General features: G+C 59.2%; 17 protein-coding genes and 1 pseudogene. 12 read left to right on the forward strand and 6 right to left on the reverse strand.

The window, feature by feature from the left end:
* Positions 1 to 10 precede the first annotated feature (10 nt).
* The 5 genes from BPNPMPFG_RS32940 to BPNPMPFG_RS32960 all read left to right on the forward strand — a co-directional run bounded on the left by BPNPMPFG_RS32940 (position 11) and on the right by BPNPMPFG_RS32960 (position 4,067).
* Entirely contained in the window at positions 11 to 745 is a 735-nt protein-coding gene (locus BPNPMPFG_RS32940) for a phosphonate C-P lyase system protein PhnL (RefSeq protein WP_258597388.1), read from the forward strand.
* Between the two features lie 101 nt (positions 746 to 846).
* The gene (locus BPNPMPFG_RS32945) at positions 847 to 2,001 is read left to right on the forward strand and encodes an alpha-D-ribose 1-methylphosphonate 5-triphosphate diphosphatase (protein ID WP_258597390.1); all 1,155 of its coding nucleotides are present in this window, start codon (positions 847 to 849) and stop codon (positions 1,999 to 2,001) included.
* Positions 2,001 to 2,726 (forward strand): DUF1045 domain-containing protein, encoded by a 726-nt coding sequence (locus tag BPNPMPFG_RS32950; protein ID WP_258597392.1) that lies wholly within the window; start codon positions 2,001 to 2,003, stop codon positions 2,724 to 2,726. The genes BPNPMPFG_RS32945 and BPNPMPFG_RS32950 overlap by 1 nt, the downstream gene beginning before the upstream one ends.
* Positions 2,723 to 3,283 carry a phosphonate metabolism protein/1,5-bisphosphokinase (PRPP-forming) PhnN gene (phnN, locus tag BPNPMPFG_RS32955; protein ID WP_258597393.1) on the forward strand — a complete coding sequence of 187 codons (561 nt, stop codon included), beginning with the start codon at positions 2,723 to 2,725 and terminating at the stop codon, positions 3,281 to 3,283. The genes BPNPMPFG_RS32950 and phnN overlap by 4 nt, the downstream gene beginning before the upstream one ends.
* An 85-nt stretch (positions 3,284 to 3,368) precedes the next feature.
* On the forward strand, positions 3,369 to 4,067 hold the full coding sequence (locus BPNPMPFG_RS32960; protein WP_258597394.1) for an IS6 family transposase: 699 nt from the start codon (positions 3,369 to 3,371) through the stop codon (positions 4,065 to 4,067).
* A 53-nt stretch (positions 4,068 to 4,120) separates the two neighbouring features.
* On the opposite strand, the pseudogene dgt reads toward BPNPMPFG_RS32960, so the two are convergent.
* Positions 4,121 to 4,848, reverse strand: a pseudogene (dgt, locus tag BPNPMPFG_RS32965) (dGTP triphosphohydrolase); the annotation flags it as partial.
* A gap of 319 nt (positions 4,849 to 5,167) precedes the next feature.
* Here dgt and BPNPMPFG_RS32970 point away from each other — a divergent pair.
* The 5 genes from BPNPMPFG_RS32970 (at position 5,168) to BPNPMPFG_RS32990 (ending at position 11,503) form a co-directional block, all read left to right on the forward strand.
* Complete coding sequence (locus tag BPNPMPFG_RS32970) at positions 5,168 to 7,222, forward strand: DEAD/DEAH box helicase (protein WP_258597395.1); 2,055 nt, start codon at positions 5,168 to 5,170, stop codon at positions 7,220 to 7,222.
* Positions 7,223 to 8,020: 798 nt separating this feature from the next.
* On the forward strand, positions 8,021 to 8,866 hold the full coding sequence (gene panB, locus BPNPMPFG_RS32975) for a 3-methyl-2-oxobutanoate hydroxymethyltransferase (RefSeq protein WP_258597396.1): 846 nt from the start codon (positions 8,021 to 8,023) through the stop codon (positions 8,864 to 8,866).
* A complete protein-coding gene (gene panC, locus BPNPMPFG_RS32980) occupies positions 8,863 to 9,753 on the forward strand; it encodes a pantoate--beta-alanine ligase (RefSeq protein ID WP_258597398.1) in 891 nt (296 codons plus the stop codon). Before panB ends, panC begins: the two co-directional genes overlap by 4 nt.
* 76 nt (positions 9,754 to 9,829) lie before the next feature.
* Complete coding sequence (gene pmtA, locus BPNPMPFG_RS32985) at positions 9,830 to 10,426, forward strand: phospholipid N-methyltransferase PmtA (protein ID WP_258597640.1); 597 nt, start codon at positions 9,830 to 9,832, stop codon at positions 10,424 to 10,426.
* An 873-nt stretch (positions 10,427 to 11,299) separates the two neighbouring features.
* Positions 11,300 to 11,503, forward strand: a complete 204-nt coding sequence (locus BPNPMPFG_RS32990; protein WP_258597400.1) for a hypothetical protein — start codon at positions 11,300 to 11,302, stop codon at positions 11,501 to 11,503.
* 65 nt (positions 11,504 to 11,568) lie between these two features.
* Here BPNPMPFG_RS32990 and BPNPMPFG_RS32995 read toward each other — a convergent pair whose 3' ends face one another.
* From BPNPMPFG_RS32995 to BPNPMPFG_RS33005, 3 genes are all read right to left on the reverse strand, one after another.
* The gene (locus tag BPNPMPFG_RS32995) at positions 11,569 to 11,769 is read right to left on the reverse strand and encodes a hypothetical protein (protein WP_258597402.1); all 201 of its coding nucleotides are present in this window, start codon (positions 11,767 to 11,769) and stop codon (positions 11,569 to 11,571) included.
* A 122-nt stretch (positions 11,770 to 11,891) separates the two neighbouring features.
* Entirely contained in the window at positions 11,892 to 12,074 is a 183-nt protein-coding gene (locus tag BPNPMPFG_RS33000) for a hypothetical protein (protein WP_258597404.1), read from the reverse strand.
* Between the two features lie 66 nt (positions 12,075 to 12,140).
* Positions 12,141 to 13,790 carry an MFS transporter gene (locus tag BPNPMPFG_RS33005; protein WP_258597405.1) on the reverse strand — a complete coding sequence of 550 codons (1,650 nt, stop codon included), beginning with the start codon at positions 13,788 to 13,790 and terminating at the stop codon, positions 12,141 to 12,143.
* An 89-nt stretch (positions 13,791 to 13,879) separates the two neighbouring features.
* Here BPNPMPFG_RS33005 and BPNPMPFG_RS33010 point away from each other — a divergent pair, with 89 nt between their 5' ends.
* Positions 13,880 to 14,530 carry a DUF309 domain-containing protein gene (locus tag BPNPMPFG_RS33010; protein WP_258597407.1) on the forward strand — a complete coding sequence of 217 codons (651 nt, stop codon included), beginning with the start codon at positions 13,880 to 13,882 and terminating at the stop codon, positions 14,528 to 14,530.
* 100 nt (positions 14,531 to 14,630) lie between these two features.
* Here the strand turns inward: BPNPMPFG_RS33010 and BPNPMPFG_RS33015 are convergent, their stop codons facing one another.
* Entirely contained in the window at positions 14,631 to 15,053 is a 423-nt protein-coding gene (locus tag BPNPMPFG_RS33015; RefSeq protein WP_258597408.1) for a hypothetical protein, read from the reverse strand.
* Between the two features lie 491 nt (positions 15,054 to 15,544).
* Here BPNPMPFG_RS33015 and BPNPMPFG_RS33020 point away from each other — a divergent pair, with 491 nt between their 5' ends.
* Positions 15,545 to 15,847 (forward strand): DUF982 domain-containing protein, encoded by a 303-nt coding sequence (locus tag BPNPMPFG_RS33020; protein WP_258597409.1) that lies wholly within the window; start codon positions 15,545 to 15,547, stop codon positions 15,845 to 15,847.
* A gap of 76 nt (positions 15,848 to 15,923) precedes the next feature.
* On the opposite strand, the gene BPNPMPFG_RS33025 is transcribed toward BPNPMPFG_RS33020, so the two are convergent.
* Positions 15,924 to 17,399, reverse strand: coding sequence for an NAD-dependent succinate-semialdehyde dehydrogenase (locus BPNPMPFG_RS33025; protein WP_258597410.1), 1,476 nt, complete (start codon positions 17,397 to 17,399; stop codon positions 15,924 to 15,926).
* Between the last annotated feature and the right edge of the window lie 381 nt (positions 17,400 to 17,780).

A 17,780-nucleotide genomic window follows, 5' to 3' on the forward strand; every position in this document is an offset into this window, starting at 1 on the left:
AGACATCCACATGAACATTCAGATTTCTACTCCCAAGACATGGGCGCCTGTGCTCCGCGTCGACGGCCTCTCGAAGCAGTTCGAGATGCATCACCTCAAGCGTACGCTCTACGCATTCGAAAACATCCAGTTCGAACTTGGCGAAGGTGAGTTCATCCTGCTGAAGGGCGAAAATGGCGCCGGCAAGTCGACGCTGCTGCGTACGCTCTATCGCTCTTACCTGCCGCGCGCCGGTCACGTGTTTTATCACACCCGCGAAGGCATTATCGACCTTGCCTCGGCGGCCGATGTCGATATTGCCATGTTGCGGCGCCGGGAAATCGGCTTCGTCACCCAATTCCTCAATGCCCGGCCACGTGTCGCGGCCGAAGAGGTCGTCGCCGAACCGCTCAGGCAGGCAGGTACCCCGCATGCGCAAGCCCTTGTCGAGGCACGCCGCTGTCTCGATGCCTTCGGTGTGAAGAAACAGCTTTGGGCCGCTTATCCGTCCACCTTCTCCGGGGGTGAGCAGCAGAAGGTCAACCTCGCCCGCGCGCTCATCCTGCCGCAACGCCTGTTGCTGCTCGACGAGCCGACCGCCTCGCTTGACCGCGACGCTCGCAGAGCACTGGTCGACCGGCTAACCGAACTCAAGGCGGCCGGCGTTGCAATGATTGGCGTGTTCCACCACCCGGAAGACGTGGCCGGCCTCATCGATCACGAAATCTACCTGAAGGCCATCAGGGTCGAGGACGGCGAGCGCTGAAGCGCACGAACCTCTCGGCTGAACAAGGAAAGCCGGTTGCCGACGGTCGAGAAGGCCGGTGACGGCTTCTTGCATCAAGTATTTACGACGGAAACAAGATCATGTGGTTGAACAATTTTGAGATCGTCCTTGAAGATCGCGTTATCGAGCAAGGCGCATTGAGGATCGAAGGCGGGGTCATCGCCGAAATCAAGGAAGGGCTGGTTGCCAACGCGGCCGTCGAGGGCAATGGTAGACTTCTACTGCCCGGCTTCGTCGACATGCACGGCGATATGATAGAGAAGGAAGTCGAGCCACGCGTCAACGTGCGCATGCCGCTCGTGCTCGGGATCTACGATCTCGACCGAAAACTCGCCTCCTGCGGGGTGACGACGGCCTTCGCGGCGCTGTCGTTTCAGCCGGAGATCTATGGACATATTCGCTCTATCGAACACACGTCCGCGATGATTGGTGCGCTTACTGGCATGCGAGATGAGCTTCTCGTCGATCACCATGTCCATGCGCGAATTGAAGTCACGTTTCCATCTGCATTGCCCACAGTGGAACGGCTGCTGAACGCCGGTGCGGTCGGACTGATTTCTTTGATGGACCACACCCCTGGCCAAGGTCAGTATCGCGACATCGAGAAACATGTTGCCAACGTGGCGAAACAGCACGGGATCAATGAAAGCGCGGCGGCAGAGCTCGTCAGGAAGCGTATGTCCGACAAGGCCGCCGGCGGCGACAGCATGCATGTGGTGATGGACCTCGCAAACCTGGCAAGAACGCGCGCGGTACCGCTGGCATCCCACGATGATGACACGCTCGAAAAGGTCGCACTGATGCATTGTCTCGGCGTAGCGATCAGCGAATTCCCGATCACGCTCGAGGTCGCCGCCGAAGCGAGGAGGCAGGGATTGGCAACGGCCATGGGGGCACCTAACGCGCTGCGCGGCGTCTCCTACTCAGGCAACCTGTCGGCCCGCGAAGCCTATGAAAACGGCGTCCTCGATATCCTCGCCAGCGACTACCATCCCTCCGCTATTCTTCCGGCCCTGTTGGCGCTCGGCGACATCGGCAGCGGCGGGCTTCCCGCCTCCGTGGCCCTGGCAACGGCCAATCCAGCTCAGGCGCTTGGTTTTGTCGATCGCGGCCGCATCGCCGAAGGTCTGCGCGCCGATCTCGTCGTTGCCGAGCGAGGCAGCATGCCCCGCTTACGCGCAACCATCCGCGGCGGCCGCATGATCTGGTCCGACGGCAGCGTTGGGGGGCTGTGATGCCTGACACTCCCTTCCCTCGCTACGCGATCTATTATACGCCAGCCCGGGACCATCCGCTGACGAAGGCTGCCTTCGAATGGCTAGGGCGCGACGCATTCGACAAGAGCACCAACCCAAGCACGCGGAATGCATACACAGAACCAGTGTCCGAGCCCTACCGCTACGGCTTCCATGCGACGCTGAAAGCCCCCTTCCGGTTGGCAAGCGATTGCTCGCTCGAGGAATTGGAAGACGCCCTGCGAACTTTCGCAGACGTCTGCCCCTCATGCCCGATCGGCCCGCTGCGGATCGGTCTGATCGACGGCTTCTTTGCTCTTGTTCCAGCTTATCCGACGCCGGCCGTACGTGGCTTCGCCTCGCGCGTTGTCCAGGAGTTCGATCGCTTCAGGGCTCCGATGAACGAGGCTGAACTTCAGCGGCGCATGGATCGGTCCCTGGAGGAGACCGAGATCAACAACCTCGTGTGTTGGGGTTACCCATACGTCCTTGATCGTTTCAGGTTTCATCTGACCCTGAGCGATCGCCTGCCTGCGGCGCTTCAGCCCAAGACACGAGAGCGTCTTACCGCGATCTTTGAAACCCATCTCGATGAGGACTACAGGTTGAACACCCTGTCACTTTTCGTCCAGGACAACCCGACATCCGTGTTTTATGTGCGATCCACCTTTCCACTCAGAGCACCGCAATTGTCCGTCCAGCGGGTTGATGGGAAAGCCTCATGAGCCCGATCGCTGGAAAGCTGGTATTGGTTGTCGGTGCGAGCGGCGCGGGCAAAGACACTCTGATTGATTACGCTCGAATGCGCCTCAGAGATGATCCCGGCGTTCACTTTGTTCGTCGTATCATCAGCCGCCCGGTGACAACAGGCGAATTCCACGAGGCCGTTCAAGACGACGAATTCGAAAGGCGTGTCGTCCAGGAAGGGTTTGCTCTCCACTGGCAAGCCCATGGTCACCGCTACGGCATATCATCAGAAATCGACATATGGTTGGAACGCGGCGATGTCGTCGTCGCCAACGGCTCGCGCGCCATGCTGGAAGTGGCCCGTCAACGCTATCCAGACCTACTCGTCGTAAGCATCATAGTTCCACCCGCAATTCTCGCTCAAAGGCTTGCGGCACGGGGCCGCGAGACGAAAGATGCGATTAGACTGCGCCTTCTGAGAAACAGCCAAGTTTCGGTCGATGGCGAAAGGGCCTTGCAGATCGATAATTCGAGGGCGCCTCAAATTGGCGGCGAACATTTGGTGCAAGCCATCTGCAACTTCGATCGAGCATAGGGTCCGTGGCTTTTGACCAATCTGTTGCAACCTTTTGATTACCAGTGCTGTGGCAAGGAGCCTTCGATCATTTCGGAGGGTTGCAATGTTCAAAGGCCGCCAGTTCGACCAATCCGTGATCTTGCTGTGCGTGCGCTGGTACCTGGCCTACAATCTGAGCCTGCGTGATCTTGAGGAGATGATGGCCGAGCGCGGCATTACGGTCGATCACACGACCATCCACCGCTGGACCGTTCGTTTCTCGCCCTTGTTGCTCGAGCGTTTCAACTGGCGCAAGCGTAGCGTGACCGGCAAATGGCATGTCGACGAGACCTACATCAAGGTCCGCGGCCAGTGGATGTATCTCTATCGCGCCATCGACAGCGTCGGCGACACCGTCGAATTCTATTTCAGCGAGCAGCGCGACCTGCCGGCGGCCAAGCGCTTCTTCATAAAGGCGCTGGAGCGTCATGGCCGACCGGATCGCGTCATCATCGACGGGAGCCAGACCAACCACGAGGCGATCGTTTCCTGCGACACCACAAATCGCTTGCAGGATCGCACCCGGCGCCTGCTGAAGCCGATCCGCATCCGCTGGAGCCAGTATTTGAACAATCGGATCGAGCAGGACCATCGGCGCATCAAGCGCCGGGTCCGGCCGATGCTTGGCTTCAAATCGACGGCCACCGCCTCCACCATCCTTTCCGGCATCGAAATGATCCACATGATGCGCAAGCGACAGGCGAGGTACGCCTTCAATCCGAATCCGTCTCTGGCCGAGCAGTTCGAAATCCTCGCCGCCTGATTGACCTCGCATCAGGCCTCTCTGCGCCCCAATTCAGCCGTTGCAACAAAACCCGCCAGCACATCTTCGAGATCGTGAATACCGAAGCTGATGTCGTCTGCCAGATCCATCAGAGTGCACGCAAACGATTTATGCCGGGCTTCTTGATGCTTACCCGGCACCTCGTTGAACGCTTGGAACTCCTCTCGATCGGCCGGCGCGAGCGGCTCGAGAAGCCAGTCGACGACACCCTGTTCGCAGTCGAGGTAGCATTTCGGTGGTTTCGACGCCTTTCGATCGAGGATCGGCGTACCACTAGTATCTTCCAGGAGCTTCGGTCTCTTGCTTGGGCTTGCGGCTTCCTTGTACGCCACGGGATATTTGAGGACGCCGAGCATAGTTTCGCGCGTGAGGTTGGAGCCAGCCGCTTTCGACATCTTCTCAAGCTTTGAGAGGATGCGAAGCGTCTGCCCGTTACCCTCAAAGCCGCCGGCATCGGCATGCAATAGTTTAGCGCGACCTCACCACCATGGCCGAATGGCGGATGGCCGAGGTCGTGAGTGCAGGCGATCGCCTGCATCATGCTTCGCTCGGGCAGGTAATGGATTGCATTATGGCTAGGCAAGTTGTGCCGGAGTTGGATCGTCAGTCCGACAGCTATCTGCGCTACCTCGAGCGAGTGCGTGAGACGTGTTCTGTAAAAGTCGCTGTCGCCCAGGTTCAAGATCTGGGTTTTGCCTTGGAGGCGCCGAAATGAAGCTGAGTGGATGACGCGCGCATAATCGACATCGCCTTTAACCCGAACTCCCCGGGTAGACCAAGATCAAGACATTAAAGGTGGTGTCAAAGGCTTCTGCAAGGCACTCATGGGCGTGGCCGTTGCGATCGGCGACCGGGACGGGTGTCGCCCGTCTCATTGCGTCCGACGGAAAGCACTTAAAAGGTTGATGTATCCGTTCCCGTACATCTTCTTAGAACAGGCAGGCTTGCATCCATCCCAACGATATTGGGAGCCGAACATTCAACCCCACGTTCTAAGTCCGCGAAAGAGGCGCCCAAGTGGCAATCTCAGCTTCTAAATGAGCTGTTGACATTTGCATAAGGTTGCATGATGTTGCGCCATGATGCAGAATGATCGGCCTGATTTTCTATCGCTCGCGGATGCCGCCGATTATGTCGGCGTCTCAAAGGATACTCTTCGACGTTGGGATGCCGCCGAGAAGCTGAAACCCGTAAGGCGGCCGGGCAGCGGCTACCGCTTTTATCGACGCGCTGACCTCGAACCATTTCGTCTCGAATATAAGCGCGCCGAGCAAGCGGTTTCGGATGATGAAAATCTTTTTCAAACTCTGACGGCCGACATCGAGGCGAACGTCTTGGTACGCGAGCCGCAGCAGGGCGCACATAAGGCAGTTCGCACCCACTTCGCGGCATCAAATGAGCCCGTGATACTTCAGATACCGGTCGGTTGCGGAAAAACGGGTGTCATCGCCACGTTGCCCTTTGGTATTGCCCAAGGACGGGCGCTCGTCATCACCCCGAATCTGACGATCAGGAAAGGCGTCGCAGAAGCGCTGGACATCACGAACCCCAAAAACTTCTGGCGTCGCGCCGCCGTGCTGCACGATTTCTCAGCTGGTCCATTCCGGGCTGTTTTGGACGGTGTCGACGCCAACCTTCACGATTGCAATGACAGCCAATTTGTCGTCACAAATATTCATCAGCTCGCCAGTTCGGCCGACAGGTGGTTGCCGCAGTTCCCACCGAATTATTTCGATATTATCATGGTGGACGAGGGCCACCACAATGTTGCGGCAAGCTGGACCAAGGTCTTCGAGAAATTTCCGAATGCCAAGGTCATCAGCCTCACAGCGACGCCGTTCCGCGGCGATGGCACACGTCCGCTTGGCAAGGTAATCTATCGCTATCCCTATACCAGAGCGATGGTGAGGGGATACATTAAACAGATTCATTCCCGCAACGTCGCACCTTCCGAACTATATTTCACCTACAGGGACGATACACGTCGCCATACCTTGGAAGAGGTGATGACACTCCGGGAAAACGCTTGGTTCCGCCGGGGCGTTGCGCTTGCGCCGGAATGCAACGCCCACATCGTCGACGCGAGCATTAAGTACCTCCGGGAACTGCGCGAGCGCACCGGCTTCAAGCACCAGATTATAGCGGTAGCCTGCTCAGTCGATCACGCCCGTCAAGTGCGCTCCCTGTACGAAGAGCGCGGGCTGAAAGCGCAGGAAATTTATGGCGAGATGGCCGACGAGCTAAAGGATCGAGTGATCGAAAACCTCCGTGGTGGGAGGCTCGATTGCATCGTGCAGGTGCAGATGCTGGGGGAGGGCTTCGACCATCCCCCGCTTAGCGTCGCCGCGATCTTCCGCCCCTTCGCCAGTCTCTCTCCCTACATCCAATTCGTCGGCCGCGTGATGCGTGTCGTGCATGAGGCGAAGCCGGAACACCAAGACAACAACGCTTATGTCGTCTCTCACGTCGGGTTGAACACCGATGCGCATTGGGACGACTTCCGTGAGATTGACTTCGATGACCAGGCCCTCATCAGAAAATGGCTGCAGGGTCAGGACGAGGAGCTGGAAGGGGACGGCAGCGGAGAGCCGCGTCGCTTTGACGTTGGCATGTTGGTCGACAGCGAGATCATTGGATCGTTCATCAACCGCTCGTTTCTCGATCCCGAAGACGACCGCGTTCTTGAAGAAATGCTCAACCACGAAATTGGAGGAGGGATTCGGCTCCGCGACCTTATCAAGAAAGAAGTGCTGCGCGAAACCTTGCGGAATAAACAACAAGACCGCGCCGATTTGGCCGAGGTCGCGAGCCTACCAGTGCAGCCGCAAAGCCGGCGCGTTCAAGCCCGCAGGCGGCTTTCGCAGCGCACGAATTCCGTCGTTGCCCGCATCCTGAAGGACCTTGGATATACGATCGCAGGCCGTGAAGTCGGTAAGGCGATCAAGACGGTCGCTGGGCGGGACAACCGGGCAGCAGTCGCCAGCCTCTTGCACACCGCTGTCAACGAGCATCTGGGCATCGCCTCGGGTAGCCGGAAAGAACCCGGCGCCGACGACAATGAGGATGCACTGGCGGCTCTGGACGTGCTCGGCGATCAGGTTCGGGACGCCATTCGAAAGGAGATCGGATCGTAATGCCCAAGGTTAGAGATATCCTTATTCATGTATCCGTCGAAGAGGCGCAACGACAAAGAAAATGTCGGCGTAACACCAATCACACGATTGCAAAGGGTGAGATGTGCCTTGTCGTCAAAACAAATCCAACAAACGATGATTATAGCTATAGCTTGGTTCCGGCTAAAGAGATTCTTGACACAGCATGGGCTAAGCTAAAGATCATTTACGCAAATCTGGGAATCGCTCCGCCATCATAAAGTGACCACCGGACAATCACCGGTAGGGGAAAAATTTAACTGCGCAAACAGCCAATGATACGCACCCTTTTGATCAGAACTGCAGGCTCCGACAAGCGGCGGAGTATAGCCTGCGCGAAGACCGTTCCTTGTGCCGCCGCGCATTAATGTCCGCTTTCGAGAAACGGTTGGGTTGACTTGAACGACCGACATTGGGCGCGAAGCTGACGCCTGGCGGCGAATTTGAACCCCATACCCCGTAATCCCATGTTGATGATTGTGCTTCGCCTGTCGCATAAAAAGGGAGTGTGGAATATGGGTCGTTGCCATTGGGTTCGAACCGATGGAGCCTCAATGTCTCACCTTGGCGCCGTCGAAATGACGGCGTTGCTCGACCTTGCCTGATAGCCATGATCCCTCGATGGGCACGCTGAAGCAGCTTAACCGATTTAATTGATTCTGACGTGAGTGTCGGCTCGTCAACGTCACGCGCCACCGCCATTATTAGCTCTTCGCACCTGCACAAAAATGTGTCAAACGCAGCCCCTAATGGTTGGTAACGTTGGGGAAGGAGCCCTTGTTGAGCGCGGTTGCTAACATCAAGGCGATCACACCGCCGGATATCCGTTCCCGGAAGGGTGGAACGCCGCTCGTTTGCCTGACGGCCTATACCACGCCGGTCGCAAAGCTCGTTGATCGGCACTGTGACATTGTTCTCGTCGGCGACAGCGTCGGCATGGTGCTCCACGGCTTGCCGTCGACGCTGGGCGTGACGTTTGAGATGATGATCATGCACGGTCAGGCCGTGCGACGCGGCCTTGAGCAGGCGCTGATGATCGTCGACATGCCGTTCGGCTCCTACGAGGAAAGCCCCGAGCAGGCCTTTCGCAATACTGCACTTGTCATGGCGGAAACCGGCTGCGCGGCGGTCAAGCTCGAAGGTGGCGAGGCAATGGCTGAGACGATCCGCTTCCTCGCCGCACGCGGCGTGCCGGTCATGGGCCATGTCGGCTTGACGCCACAGGCGGTCAATACCTTCGGCGGCTACCGCGTGCAGGGCAGGGGCGAGGACGGCGAGCGCATCCTGTGCGACGCGCTTGCTGTGAGCGAAGCGGGGGCATTCGCGGTGGTGCTGGAGAAGGTCCCCGAGGCGCTCGCCCGCCGGATCACCGCAGAGGTAGCGATCCCGACGATCGGTATCGGCGCCTCGGCGGTCTGTGACGGGCAGATTCTCGTCGTCGACGACATGTTGGGCATCTTCGGCGACTTCCGGCCGAAATTCGTCAAGCGCTATGCCGAACTCGGTGAGATCGCCGAGGCGGCGATTGCGGACTATGCGCAGGACGTGCGAGACCGCCGCTTTCCAACGGCCGAGCATCTGTTCGGCGATGCGCCAAGGGCGGCAAACAGTGGAGAAGGCGCATGAGCATTCCGATCGCACGAACCGTCGCCGAGTTGCGCATGGCTGTGGCCGGATGGCGTCAGAATGGCCTGAAGGTCGCTGTCGTGCCGACTTTGGGTGCCTTGCATGAAGGCCATCTGAGCTTGGTGCGTGCAGCACTTGCCAAGGCCGACCGGGTTATCGTGACGCTGTTCGTCAACCCGAAACAGTTTAACAGCGCGACCGATCTCGCGGCCTACCCGCGCACTGAGCATGACGATGCCGCCAGGCTCGCGCCGCTGGGCGCTCATCTGCTCTACGCGCCAAATGCGGCCGACGTGTATCCGGAAGATTTCGCCACCACGGTTTCGGTCAGTGGGGTGAGCGAGGGCCTGTGCGGCGCGTTCCGTCCGGGCCATTTCGACGGCGTGGCAACCGTCGTCGCCAAGCTCTTTCTCCAGACGCGTGCTGATCTCGCCTTCTTCGGCGAGAAGGATTTCCAGCAACTGCACGTCGTTCGCCGGCTCGTGCGCGATCTCGACATTCCGATCGAGATTGTAGCATGTCCGACGGTACGTGAAGCCGACGGCCTGGCGATGTCGTCGCGCAATGTCAGGCTCTCGGCCGCACAGCGCTTAACAGCGCCAAGGCTCGCCGAAGTCCTGTCGGCTTCGGCCGGGCGATTGTCGGCGGGATTGCGAGCCGAGCTTGTGCTTGCCGAGGCAAGGCAAGCGATCCTCGCTGCCGGATACGACGAGGTCGAATATCTCGAGCTACGAGCAGACCATGACCTGTCGCCGCTTTCCGCCGCGGATCGACCGGCCCGCCTGATCGTCGCCGCCTGGATCGGCGGGACGCGGCTTATCGATAACGTCGGAGTTCTGCCTGCGCAGTGCAAAGGCGAGCTGCTCGCGGCAGCCAATGCCGCATGATTGAGAATGCCGCAGGGCTTGGACAAACGTGCGTCGTCAAAATGACCCAGACAAATGGCCGGAGCAGGGAGTGGATATGGTCTTTGGATTGAAGGAGCGCCTCGCCAGAAAGTTTGAAGAAGAAGTGCAATTCTTCAAGGGCTGGCAGAAGGACAAGAAACGAGTAGGCGCGCTCATGCCAACGTCCGTTCATGCCGCGCGTCGCATGGCAAGCGTCATCAATCCGGCATCCGGATTGCCGGTTCTTGAACTTGGCGCGGGAACAGGCGTCATCACCAAGGCAATCCTGGAAAGAGGCATCAAGCCGCATCAGCTAATTTCGGTCGAGTATTCCAAGGATTTTTATTGGCGCCTGACGCGAGCCTTCCCGGGCGTGGATTTTCGATTGGGCGATGCGTTCGCGCTGGAGGAAGTGCTGGCCGAGCGGAGCGGGGAGCAATTCGATTGCGTCATAAGTGCGGTGCCGCTGTTGAGCTTTCCGATGGAACAGCGCATAGCCTTGCTCGAGGATTTGCTCGTCCGAATTCCTCGCGGGAGGCCTGTGATTCAGATCACCTACGGACCCTTGTCGCCGGTGATCAAAATGCCCGACCGCTATGTCGTGTCTCACTATGATTTCGTCGTCCGCAACATCCCGCCCGCACAGCTCTGGACCTATCGACGCGCAGTCTGACGGCGCGTGCGCGCAAGACGGCGGGGCGTTCGCAAAATTGTGCGAACGACAGGACGGTGGTCGTGACGAAATTCGCATCGATGGCGCTTCTGTTGCCGCCACCGCTTTGCGGAGGCGGCTATGCCTTTTAGCGCTCACTCATCGGCTATGCACACCGCCCTGCGGACAACAGACAGAGAAGCCACCACGGCCGCGAAAATCTCGCGACGGCGTCTCGATACCGGGACCGGCCCGCCATTTTTGGGAGGCGATCCGCGCAGTTGCCTGGCTTGGATCGTGCCATCTATCTCCTGAGCGCGTCATAGTCGTCGTCCATTCACCCGGCCGAACCTCCCGATCGCCGGACCCCTGATGAAGATTCCCTCTGGAACGTGACGTCTTCTTTAGAGCGTGACGGTCTGCGCCGTCTTGCCGTACTTGGCATGGTTCTGCCATTCCCTGCCGCGAGCGGCGAAGCGCTGTCACTCTACCGGGTAATAGCCTTGGGAAATACGACAGGCGAACCACAATAGTCATGTTTAGGCTGAAGACTTTTCAGCGGACCGTGAAAAAAGGAAACGCGAGTTCTTCCGCTCCCTGTGAGGCTCCTTGAACCGCCTTGCTTTGGAGAACGGAGGTCGCTTGTCAGCCGTTCCCGTGTCATCGGCAAACCGCCGTAACGGTCACACGGAAATTATGGAAGTGGCAGAAAATGCAGCCTACAGGCGCATTCCGGTTTGCCTCAGCGAGAGCATTGTCGCGCCGTGTCGTTCAGATCGGGCGGCAATTTACGGCCATGAGATGACGTTCCCAGACAAGAAACGGGGCCTGTCTAACCATAAGCTTGAGCTCGCGCGTGATTGTCGGAAGCCGCCCAAAGCGACGCGAGTAACCATGAAACGTGTGGAAAGAGCACGGCCTTTCGTGCCGACGGAAATCCATGTCGGCACGGTCATGGACGAGAAAGGCACCTTTGGCATTCTCTCGATCCGGACAACTGAAGGCCTGCTAGACATCGCGCTGGACCGGCAAGCCGCCGACACCATCATGAAGGCGATCGGCACAATCCGCTCAAAACTGGACCCCAGGGGGAGCTAGATTCAGTCCGGCCGAGGCGGAGTAGAGACGTCTTGGCAACACCGAACGTCCAGCGGTCGGCGTGCCTAACTTGCGATGCCGTCATGACCGCCGGATGCAGGCCATACTTGTCTGTCGCCAAGCATCAAGCGATAGCCACCGACCATACAGCCTAAGACGGCTAATGCCTCGGCCGCCGAATAGAAAATCGCAAGAGGTATGGCGCGACCATTGTCCATCCGATCGAGGCGGTAGGCGTCGCTATGCGCTTGCTGTTCGTCCACCAACGATGAATCGCTCCCCTAAGGAAGAGCACGTTAGCCATCATTCATGACACTTCCGTGTGGAAACCGAGCAACGACACTCTGTCTGTCAAACTCGTAAGCGCCGAGTTTTCGAAGAATGCGTCTTAGTTGATGCAAACCTGGCGCGTCCCTTCGCAAGACCGGCGGTTGCGCTGATGGCACTCGGAAAGAGCCATTTCTTCGGCGTCCGGGATCGTCGCTTCCAACTGCAGTTCATAGCGCGAGCGCTTCGTATGTGCGCGATTGGAATGCTTCACGGTCTCATGCTTGTAGGCGTTGGTTTCCAACCATTCCCGGACCACAAGCCGGTCATGTCGCCTCGCCATTCCAGCCTTACCAGTGCAACCCTGCGATCACAGCCGGAAGAAAAATCGCGTCGACTGATCCCGCTTGCGGGTTGCCCCGGTCGGTCGTTCAATCGAAAGCTTGGTATGAGGCGGAATTCCCATATTCAATTCGAGCAGATGTTGGTCCAACTCCTTGTCCGCGGTCGTCAGGCGATGGTTCAGGCGCAGATAGTCCATCCACGTCGGCGTGCGGAAGGTTTCTGTCCAAAGCGACGGATCCTGAAGATCGCGCTGGAGGTTCCAGTGCCGTGCACCGACGCGGCTTTGTACTCGCCGTCGTTCCTGCATCCGGTCCAGGAAAGCTTCGACGTTTGCCTCCGGTATTGAGTACTCGATCTTGACGACGATCGGCCCGCTTCTCGGCTTCAGGTCGAGAGCGAGCTGTGGCGTTTCGAAGCCAAAAGGATCCTGATCAGAGTCTTGCCATTGACGGATAGGCATCAGAAAGCCGGTGGCCGCGACCATTATTAGCGCGCCAGCGGAAACCTCGAGTGCCAAGGTAAGCGAATAGGTCTCAGCCACTGAGCCCCACAGCCAACTGCCGGCCGCGATACCGCCAGACGAAAGGGCATAGTGGATCGAGAGCGTGCGACCGACGACCCACCTTGGGCTTGCCAATTGAACACTCACGTCGAGCCCCGTCCAGGTGACGACCCAGCCCGCGCCGCCGAGCGCCAGCGCAATGGCCGCCACCACCACTGAGGAGGTGAGAGCAAGAGACAGACAACACGCCGCACAGGCAATGCATGCCAGTGTAGTCAGCCGCTCCTGGGACAGCGACCGCCTCAAGACATTGTTGCAAATGCCGACGCACAAGGCGCCGGTCCCGAAGCCGGCCATCAGGACACCATAAACGATTGGTCCTCCGCCTAGCTGATCGCGGGCAACGAGAGGCAGGAGCGCGAGTATGGAGATGCTGGTCAGGCCAAAAAGCGCTCCACGCGCGATTGCCGCCTTGATCTCCGCAGAGAGGGCCGTGAAGCGCGCCCCGTCATGGATGGCAGTCGTCAATGGCTCGCGCGGGAGAGGTGAAGCGGGAACATCCCATTTGCGGCGCCCTATGGTCCACAGCAGCGCTACATAGGTCAGTGTCGCCAAAGCGAAAGCTGTCAGTGGTCCAAAGGAGGCAACGACGATGCCACCGAGCGCCGGGCCGACGCTTCGAATGGCGTTGTATCCAACCGAGATGAGCGTGACCGCGGCTGGGACTTCGCGTTTTCGCAAGATATCGCCCACCGACGCATGCCAGGCAGGATCGGTGAAAGCGGCTCCGGCTCCGGCCAAACAGCTGAAGGCGAGAACCACCCAAGGATTGAAAATCCCCAACGTCGCAAGAACAGTCAGCATCGCCGAGGACAACGCTATCGCGCACCAGCCGGCGAACATGAGATTGCGCCGGCTGTAGTTGTCAGCCAGGGCCCCGGCGAAAATCGACAGGACGAATACGGGCAGTGTGGTCGAAGCCTGCACAAGGGCGACCATCACGTCCGAGGTCGAAATGGTCGCCATCAGCCAACTGATGGCAACAGTTTGAATCAGCCAGCCAAGGCTGGCGACCTGTGTGGCAAGCCAGATCGATCGAAAGGTCGCATTCTCGAGCGGCGCAAATGTCGCCGACGAAGCCGGACTCGCATCTTCGCGCGCCACCCTGCTCATTGGGTTGAGCCCTCCCTCGGTCTACCGGTCGTGTTAGAGGTGCCCTCCCGGCGCACGTGCCCATGGAGGAATGTCCCCATGAGCGCATTTTGTCGGGACAGCGCAAGATATTTCTTTACCGCTGGCACTCTGGCGCAAGCGATTACTTCATCTGGAATTGCCACCACCGCGCTTTCGTGATTGCTGGGCCTATGTCACGTCCTCGCTTGGTGCCCGAAAAGAATTTCCCGGGCTACGCGTACCTGCCTGGCAAATATCCGCATCCGGTTCTCCACCCCTTGGGTCACAGTTACCAAAGCGATCCGGGGACCGTTGTCACGGTCCAGGAATCACTCAGCTCAAACGTGTTCCGATGGGGCATCGACCTTTTCAACCACGGCTATTACTGGGAAGCTCATGAGGCTTGGGAGCCGCTATGGCATGCTGCGAAACAAAGCGCCCAGCATCGCGTGTTCTTCAAGGGATTGATCCTGTTGGCGGCGGCCGGGGTGAAGATCAGGGAGGGAAAGCGGGTCGCTGCCGCGCGCCATGCCGCAAGGGCTGCGGCGCTCTTTTGTCAGGTGGCGCTTCTGCCGAGCCGGTTCTTCGAGGCCGCAATCGGAATGACACCCGCCGCCCTCGCGGTCGAAGCCAAAGCGGCCACAACTCTCCCGACTGCTTTGCGCGAGCAGACGCCTGGACAGCTGCCTCAGCCCGTTTTTGATTTCATTCTCGCACCCAAATCCGAGAGCAGCCGATAGGCGTCACCTATGGTCCGGCTCAAGTTTCTTCGTTTTGGATGCACTGCTGGTCTGTCAGTTTGACAAGGGCGGCTTCAATGCTGAAGCAGTAGACCCACCGCTAGGCCCGGCTCTGACGGAGCACCCATGGCAGGCGCCGCTTCCATCGTTGACCTCGCGGCAAAGTAACATCTTTGTGCCACCGCTTTAACTTGCGGGTTCGTCTGCCTCCAGCCTGTGCATTCGATGCTTCCGGCATCGGCGCTTCCTCAACCGCCAGCGGCTTAGGCGACGATCCGTCGGGCACGATCCCGTCCTTGGCGTCGGATACTGCTTCACCGGTGGTGAGCATTGGCTGAGGACGAACATCTTCGGGAAAAGTCGGCGGCGGCGTCGCTTTGGCGATCGCACCTTCCGTCTTCGCTTCCGCGACTTCGTTCGCGATGGCAGCGAGGTCGATGCCGGCCCAGACCGACTGGGGCCGCTTCAGGAGCCCACGCTTCTGTTTGATCTCGACGACAAAGGGTCGCTGCGGCTGCCTCATGGTGATCTCGCGGACTTAGGGGAGTTGCGAGTGTCCTCTAGGCGGAGCGTACGCTTTCGTCCACCCGCCGCCACGCATTCTCCAAAGTTTTTCGGAGACTTTGCCGCCGTCCAAGCCATGACGAAAGCTGCTCACCGCCGACGCCTGGGGGTACGCTCCCGATCTCTTGTCCTGCTGTCAGCATGGCGCGGTATGCAGGCTAGAGCGGCCGACCGTCGGCAACGCTTTGAGCTGGCGGCCGGCTGTCAGTCCAGTTGGAGGTCTCGGATGAGCCCGTGCGACGACACACTGCCAGGACAACACAGCCCCACAAAGCCGGGTCATCGCATCCTCATTGCGAGGTTCTGGAGCCGCGGCAGGTTTAGCCTACCAAAGCCCCTGCTTTCCTCTTGAACCGTCATTGCCCTGACAACACATTCTGCAATCGTCGGCGGGTGTCGATGAAGCGCCTGTTCACGCGGACCAGTCGTTCAGTAGGTCGGGAGGAACCAATGAACATTGATGCTTTCAGCAGCCCAGTTTTCGTGAAGCGTGCAACCTACATCGTGCAGGAGATTGCCAGCCTTGCGGACGCTATCGATTTCCTCAATGACTGGCCAGAAGATCGCAGAGACCTGATCCACGAAGCCGCCATCAAGGCCTGCTATGATGCATACGATGGGCGAAAACCCGTAAGCGCAGCACGCAATGCCTTTTTCGGCTTTGCGAAACGGGCAGCCATATTGGAAGATGCAATTTCCGCCATGCAATGGCTCGCTGCCTGCAAGTCCGGCCGTGGAAAAGTGCCGGTATAGGCATCTGGCACGGGCATGGTTCACATGTTCCGAAATCGCTTGCGTCGGCCGCTCCGCGATTTCGCAAGCAGAGGCCTCAGATGCCGCCCATGCAGAGATATTTCATTTCAAGGTAATCCTCGAGCCCGTGACGGGAACCCTCCCGCCCGATGCCGGACTGCTTCATCCCGCCGAAGGGTGCCGCTTCCGATGACATGCGTCCCGTGTTGATGCCCACCATGCCATATTCCAAGGCCTCGGCCACACGCCAGACACGCTGCAAGTTCGAGGCATAGAAGTAGGCGGCCAGACCGTAGATCGTGTCATTTGCCTCGTGCACGACCTGATCCGGATCGTCAAAGCGAATGGTGGGGGCCAGCGGTCCGAATGTCTCCTCCTGCGCAATCGTCATCTCGCTGGAGACTTGAGTGAGGACCGTCGGTTGGAAGAATGTGCCGTCCTTGCCAATGCGTTCGCCTCCGCAGCGAATTGTGCCGCCTTTAGCGACGGCATCGGCGATATGCGATTGGATCTTGGTGAGCGCATGCATGTCGATCAGCGGGCCGATGGCGACACCAGGATCGAAACCGTCACCAACCTGAAGCTGGCGAACCCGCTCAACGAATTTGTCGACAAATTCATCGTGAACGCCCGACTGGACGTAAAGCCGGTTCGCGGAAACGCAGGTCTGGCCGGCGTTGCGGAACTTGGCCTGGATCGCACCGTCGACGGCCGCATCGACGTCAGCATCATCGAAGACGATGAAAGGCGCATTGCCGCCGAGCTCGAGACTGACCTTCTTGATCTGGTCCGAGCACTGTCGCATGAGCAGCCGTCCAACCTCGGTCGAGCCGGTGAAGCTGATCTTGCGGACCCTGGGGTTGGTGCAGAGTTCGCGGCCGACGGCATCGCCTTCAGACGCATAGATCAGGTTGACCACGCCTTCGGGAAAGCCAGCCTGATGGGCAAGGGCGAACATTGCGCCGGCAACGAGCGGCGTCTGTTCAGCGGGTTTCAGCACGATCGTGCAGCCCGCCGCCAAGGCTGGCGAGATCTTGCGCGCCACCATGGAAGCCGGGAAATTCCATGGCGTAATCGTGCCGACGACGCCGATCGGCTGCTTGATTACCAGCAAGCGACGGTCCGTCGATGGTGCGGAGATCGTCTCGCCATAGATGCGGTTGGCCTCTTCGGCGTACCATTGCAGGTAGGCCGCGGCATGCGACACTTCCGATTTGGCCTCGGCAAGGGGCTTACCCATTTCCGCGGTCAATATCGCAGCAAGGTCATCGGCGTGTTCGATAATCAGTTGATGCCAGCGCCACAGAACGTCGCTGCGCTCACGGGCCGTCAATGCCGCCCATCCAGGCTGCGCGCTATAGGCTTTGGCGACCGCAGCGCGTGTCTCCTCGACGCCCATGTCGGGAAGCTCTGCCAGCACTTCGCCCGTCGACGGGTTGAGGACCTCAAATGTGCGCTCACTGACTGGTTTGCCAAGCGCCTGCAGGCGGTCAAGGCTGCCAAACAGGTCAGGTGATTTGAGGTGGCGGATCAAGGGCGGGAGCAGCGGCAATGTCGATTCCCTAGAGGCTCTTGGCCTTTCCGGCCGGATGGACATCTACTGCGCACGTGTGGCTTTTGCATAGGACCACCTCTCACGAAAAGTCGTTCGTCCCTTGGGCGGGGTGGACCTGCCGCGGGGAAGGCCGACGGCCAGCCTCCATCTAAACCGGCGAGGCCCGAACCGTCCGATAGCGCCGTCGTCCAGGCCATTTGCCCCAAGCGATCAACTTCTCGTCGCCGTGGCTGGTAGCTCTTGCCCTTCTAGGCCCGTCCGTCTCGGGTATCGCATCGGGGCCGTAACGCGTGTCGTTGTGAGCCTCTACGGGCGGACGCTGGACGGTAGATGAGGAGTTACAGCCGCCGGTCAAAACGAGCCTTGCAGATTTCTAGT

Origin of the sequence: Mesorhizobium sp. AR07, from assembly GCF_024746815.1 — a bacterium.
GTDB lineage: Bacteria > Pseudomonadota > Alphaproteobacteria > Rhizobiales > Rhizobiaceae > Mesorhizobium.

Bases quoted from the DNA above. Each gene is read 5' to 3' on its own strand.
- BPNPMPFG_RS32940 (WP_258597388.1), top strand. From the start codon at position 11: ATGAACATTCAGATTTCTACTCCCAAGACATGGGCGCCTGTGCTCCGC.
- BPNPMPFG_RS32945 (WP_258597390.1), top strand. From the start codon at position 847: ATGTGGTTGAACAATTTTGAGATCGTCCTTGAAGATCGCGTTATCGAG.
- BPNPMPFG_RS32950 (WP_258597392.1), top strand. From the start codon at position 2,001: ATGCCTGACACTCCCTTCCCTCGCTACGCGATCTATTATACGCCAGCC.
- phnN (WP_258597393.1), top strand. From the start codon at position 2,723: ATGAGCCCGATCGCTGGAAAGCTGGTATTGGTTGTCGGTGCGAGCGGC.
- BPNPMPFG_RS32960 (WP_258597394.1), top strand. From the start codon at position 3,369: ATGTTCAAAGGCCGCCAGTTCGACCAATCCGTGATCTTGCTGTGCGTG.
- BPNPMPFG_RS32970 (WP_258597395.1), top strand. From the start codon at position 5,168: ATGATGCAGAATGATCGGCCTGATTTTCTATCGCTCGCGGATGCCGCC.
- panC (WP_258597398.1), top strand. From the start codon at position 8,863: ATGAGCATTCCGATCGCACGAACCGTCGCCGAGTTGCGCATGGCTGTG.
- pmtA (WP_258597640.1), top strand. From the start codon at position 9,830: ATGGTCTTTGGATTGAAGGAGCGCCTCGCCAGAAAGTTTGAAGAAGAA.
- BPNPMPFG_RS32990 (WP_258597400.1), top strand. From the start codon at position 11,300: ATGAAACGTGTGGAAAGAGCACGGCCTTTCGTGCCGACGGAAATCCAT.
- BPNPMPFG_RS33005 (WP_258597405.1), bottom strand. From the start codon at position 13,790: ATGAGCAGGGTGGCGCGCGAAGATGCGAGTCCGGCTTCGTCGGCGACA.
- BPNPMPFG_RS33015 (WP_258597408.1), bottom strand. From the start codon at position 15,053: ATGAGGCAGCCGCAGCGACCCTTTGTCGTCGAGATCAAACAGAAGCGT.
- BPNPMPFG_RS33020 (WP_258597409.1), top strand. From the start codon at position 15,545: ATGAACATTGATGCTTTCAGCAGCCCAGTTTTCGTGAAGCGTGCAACC.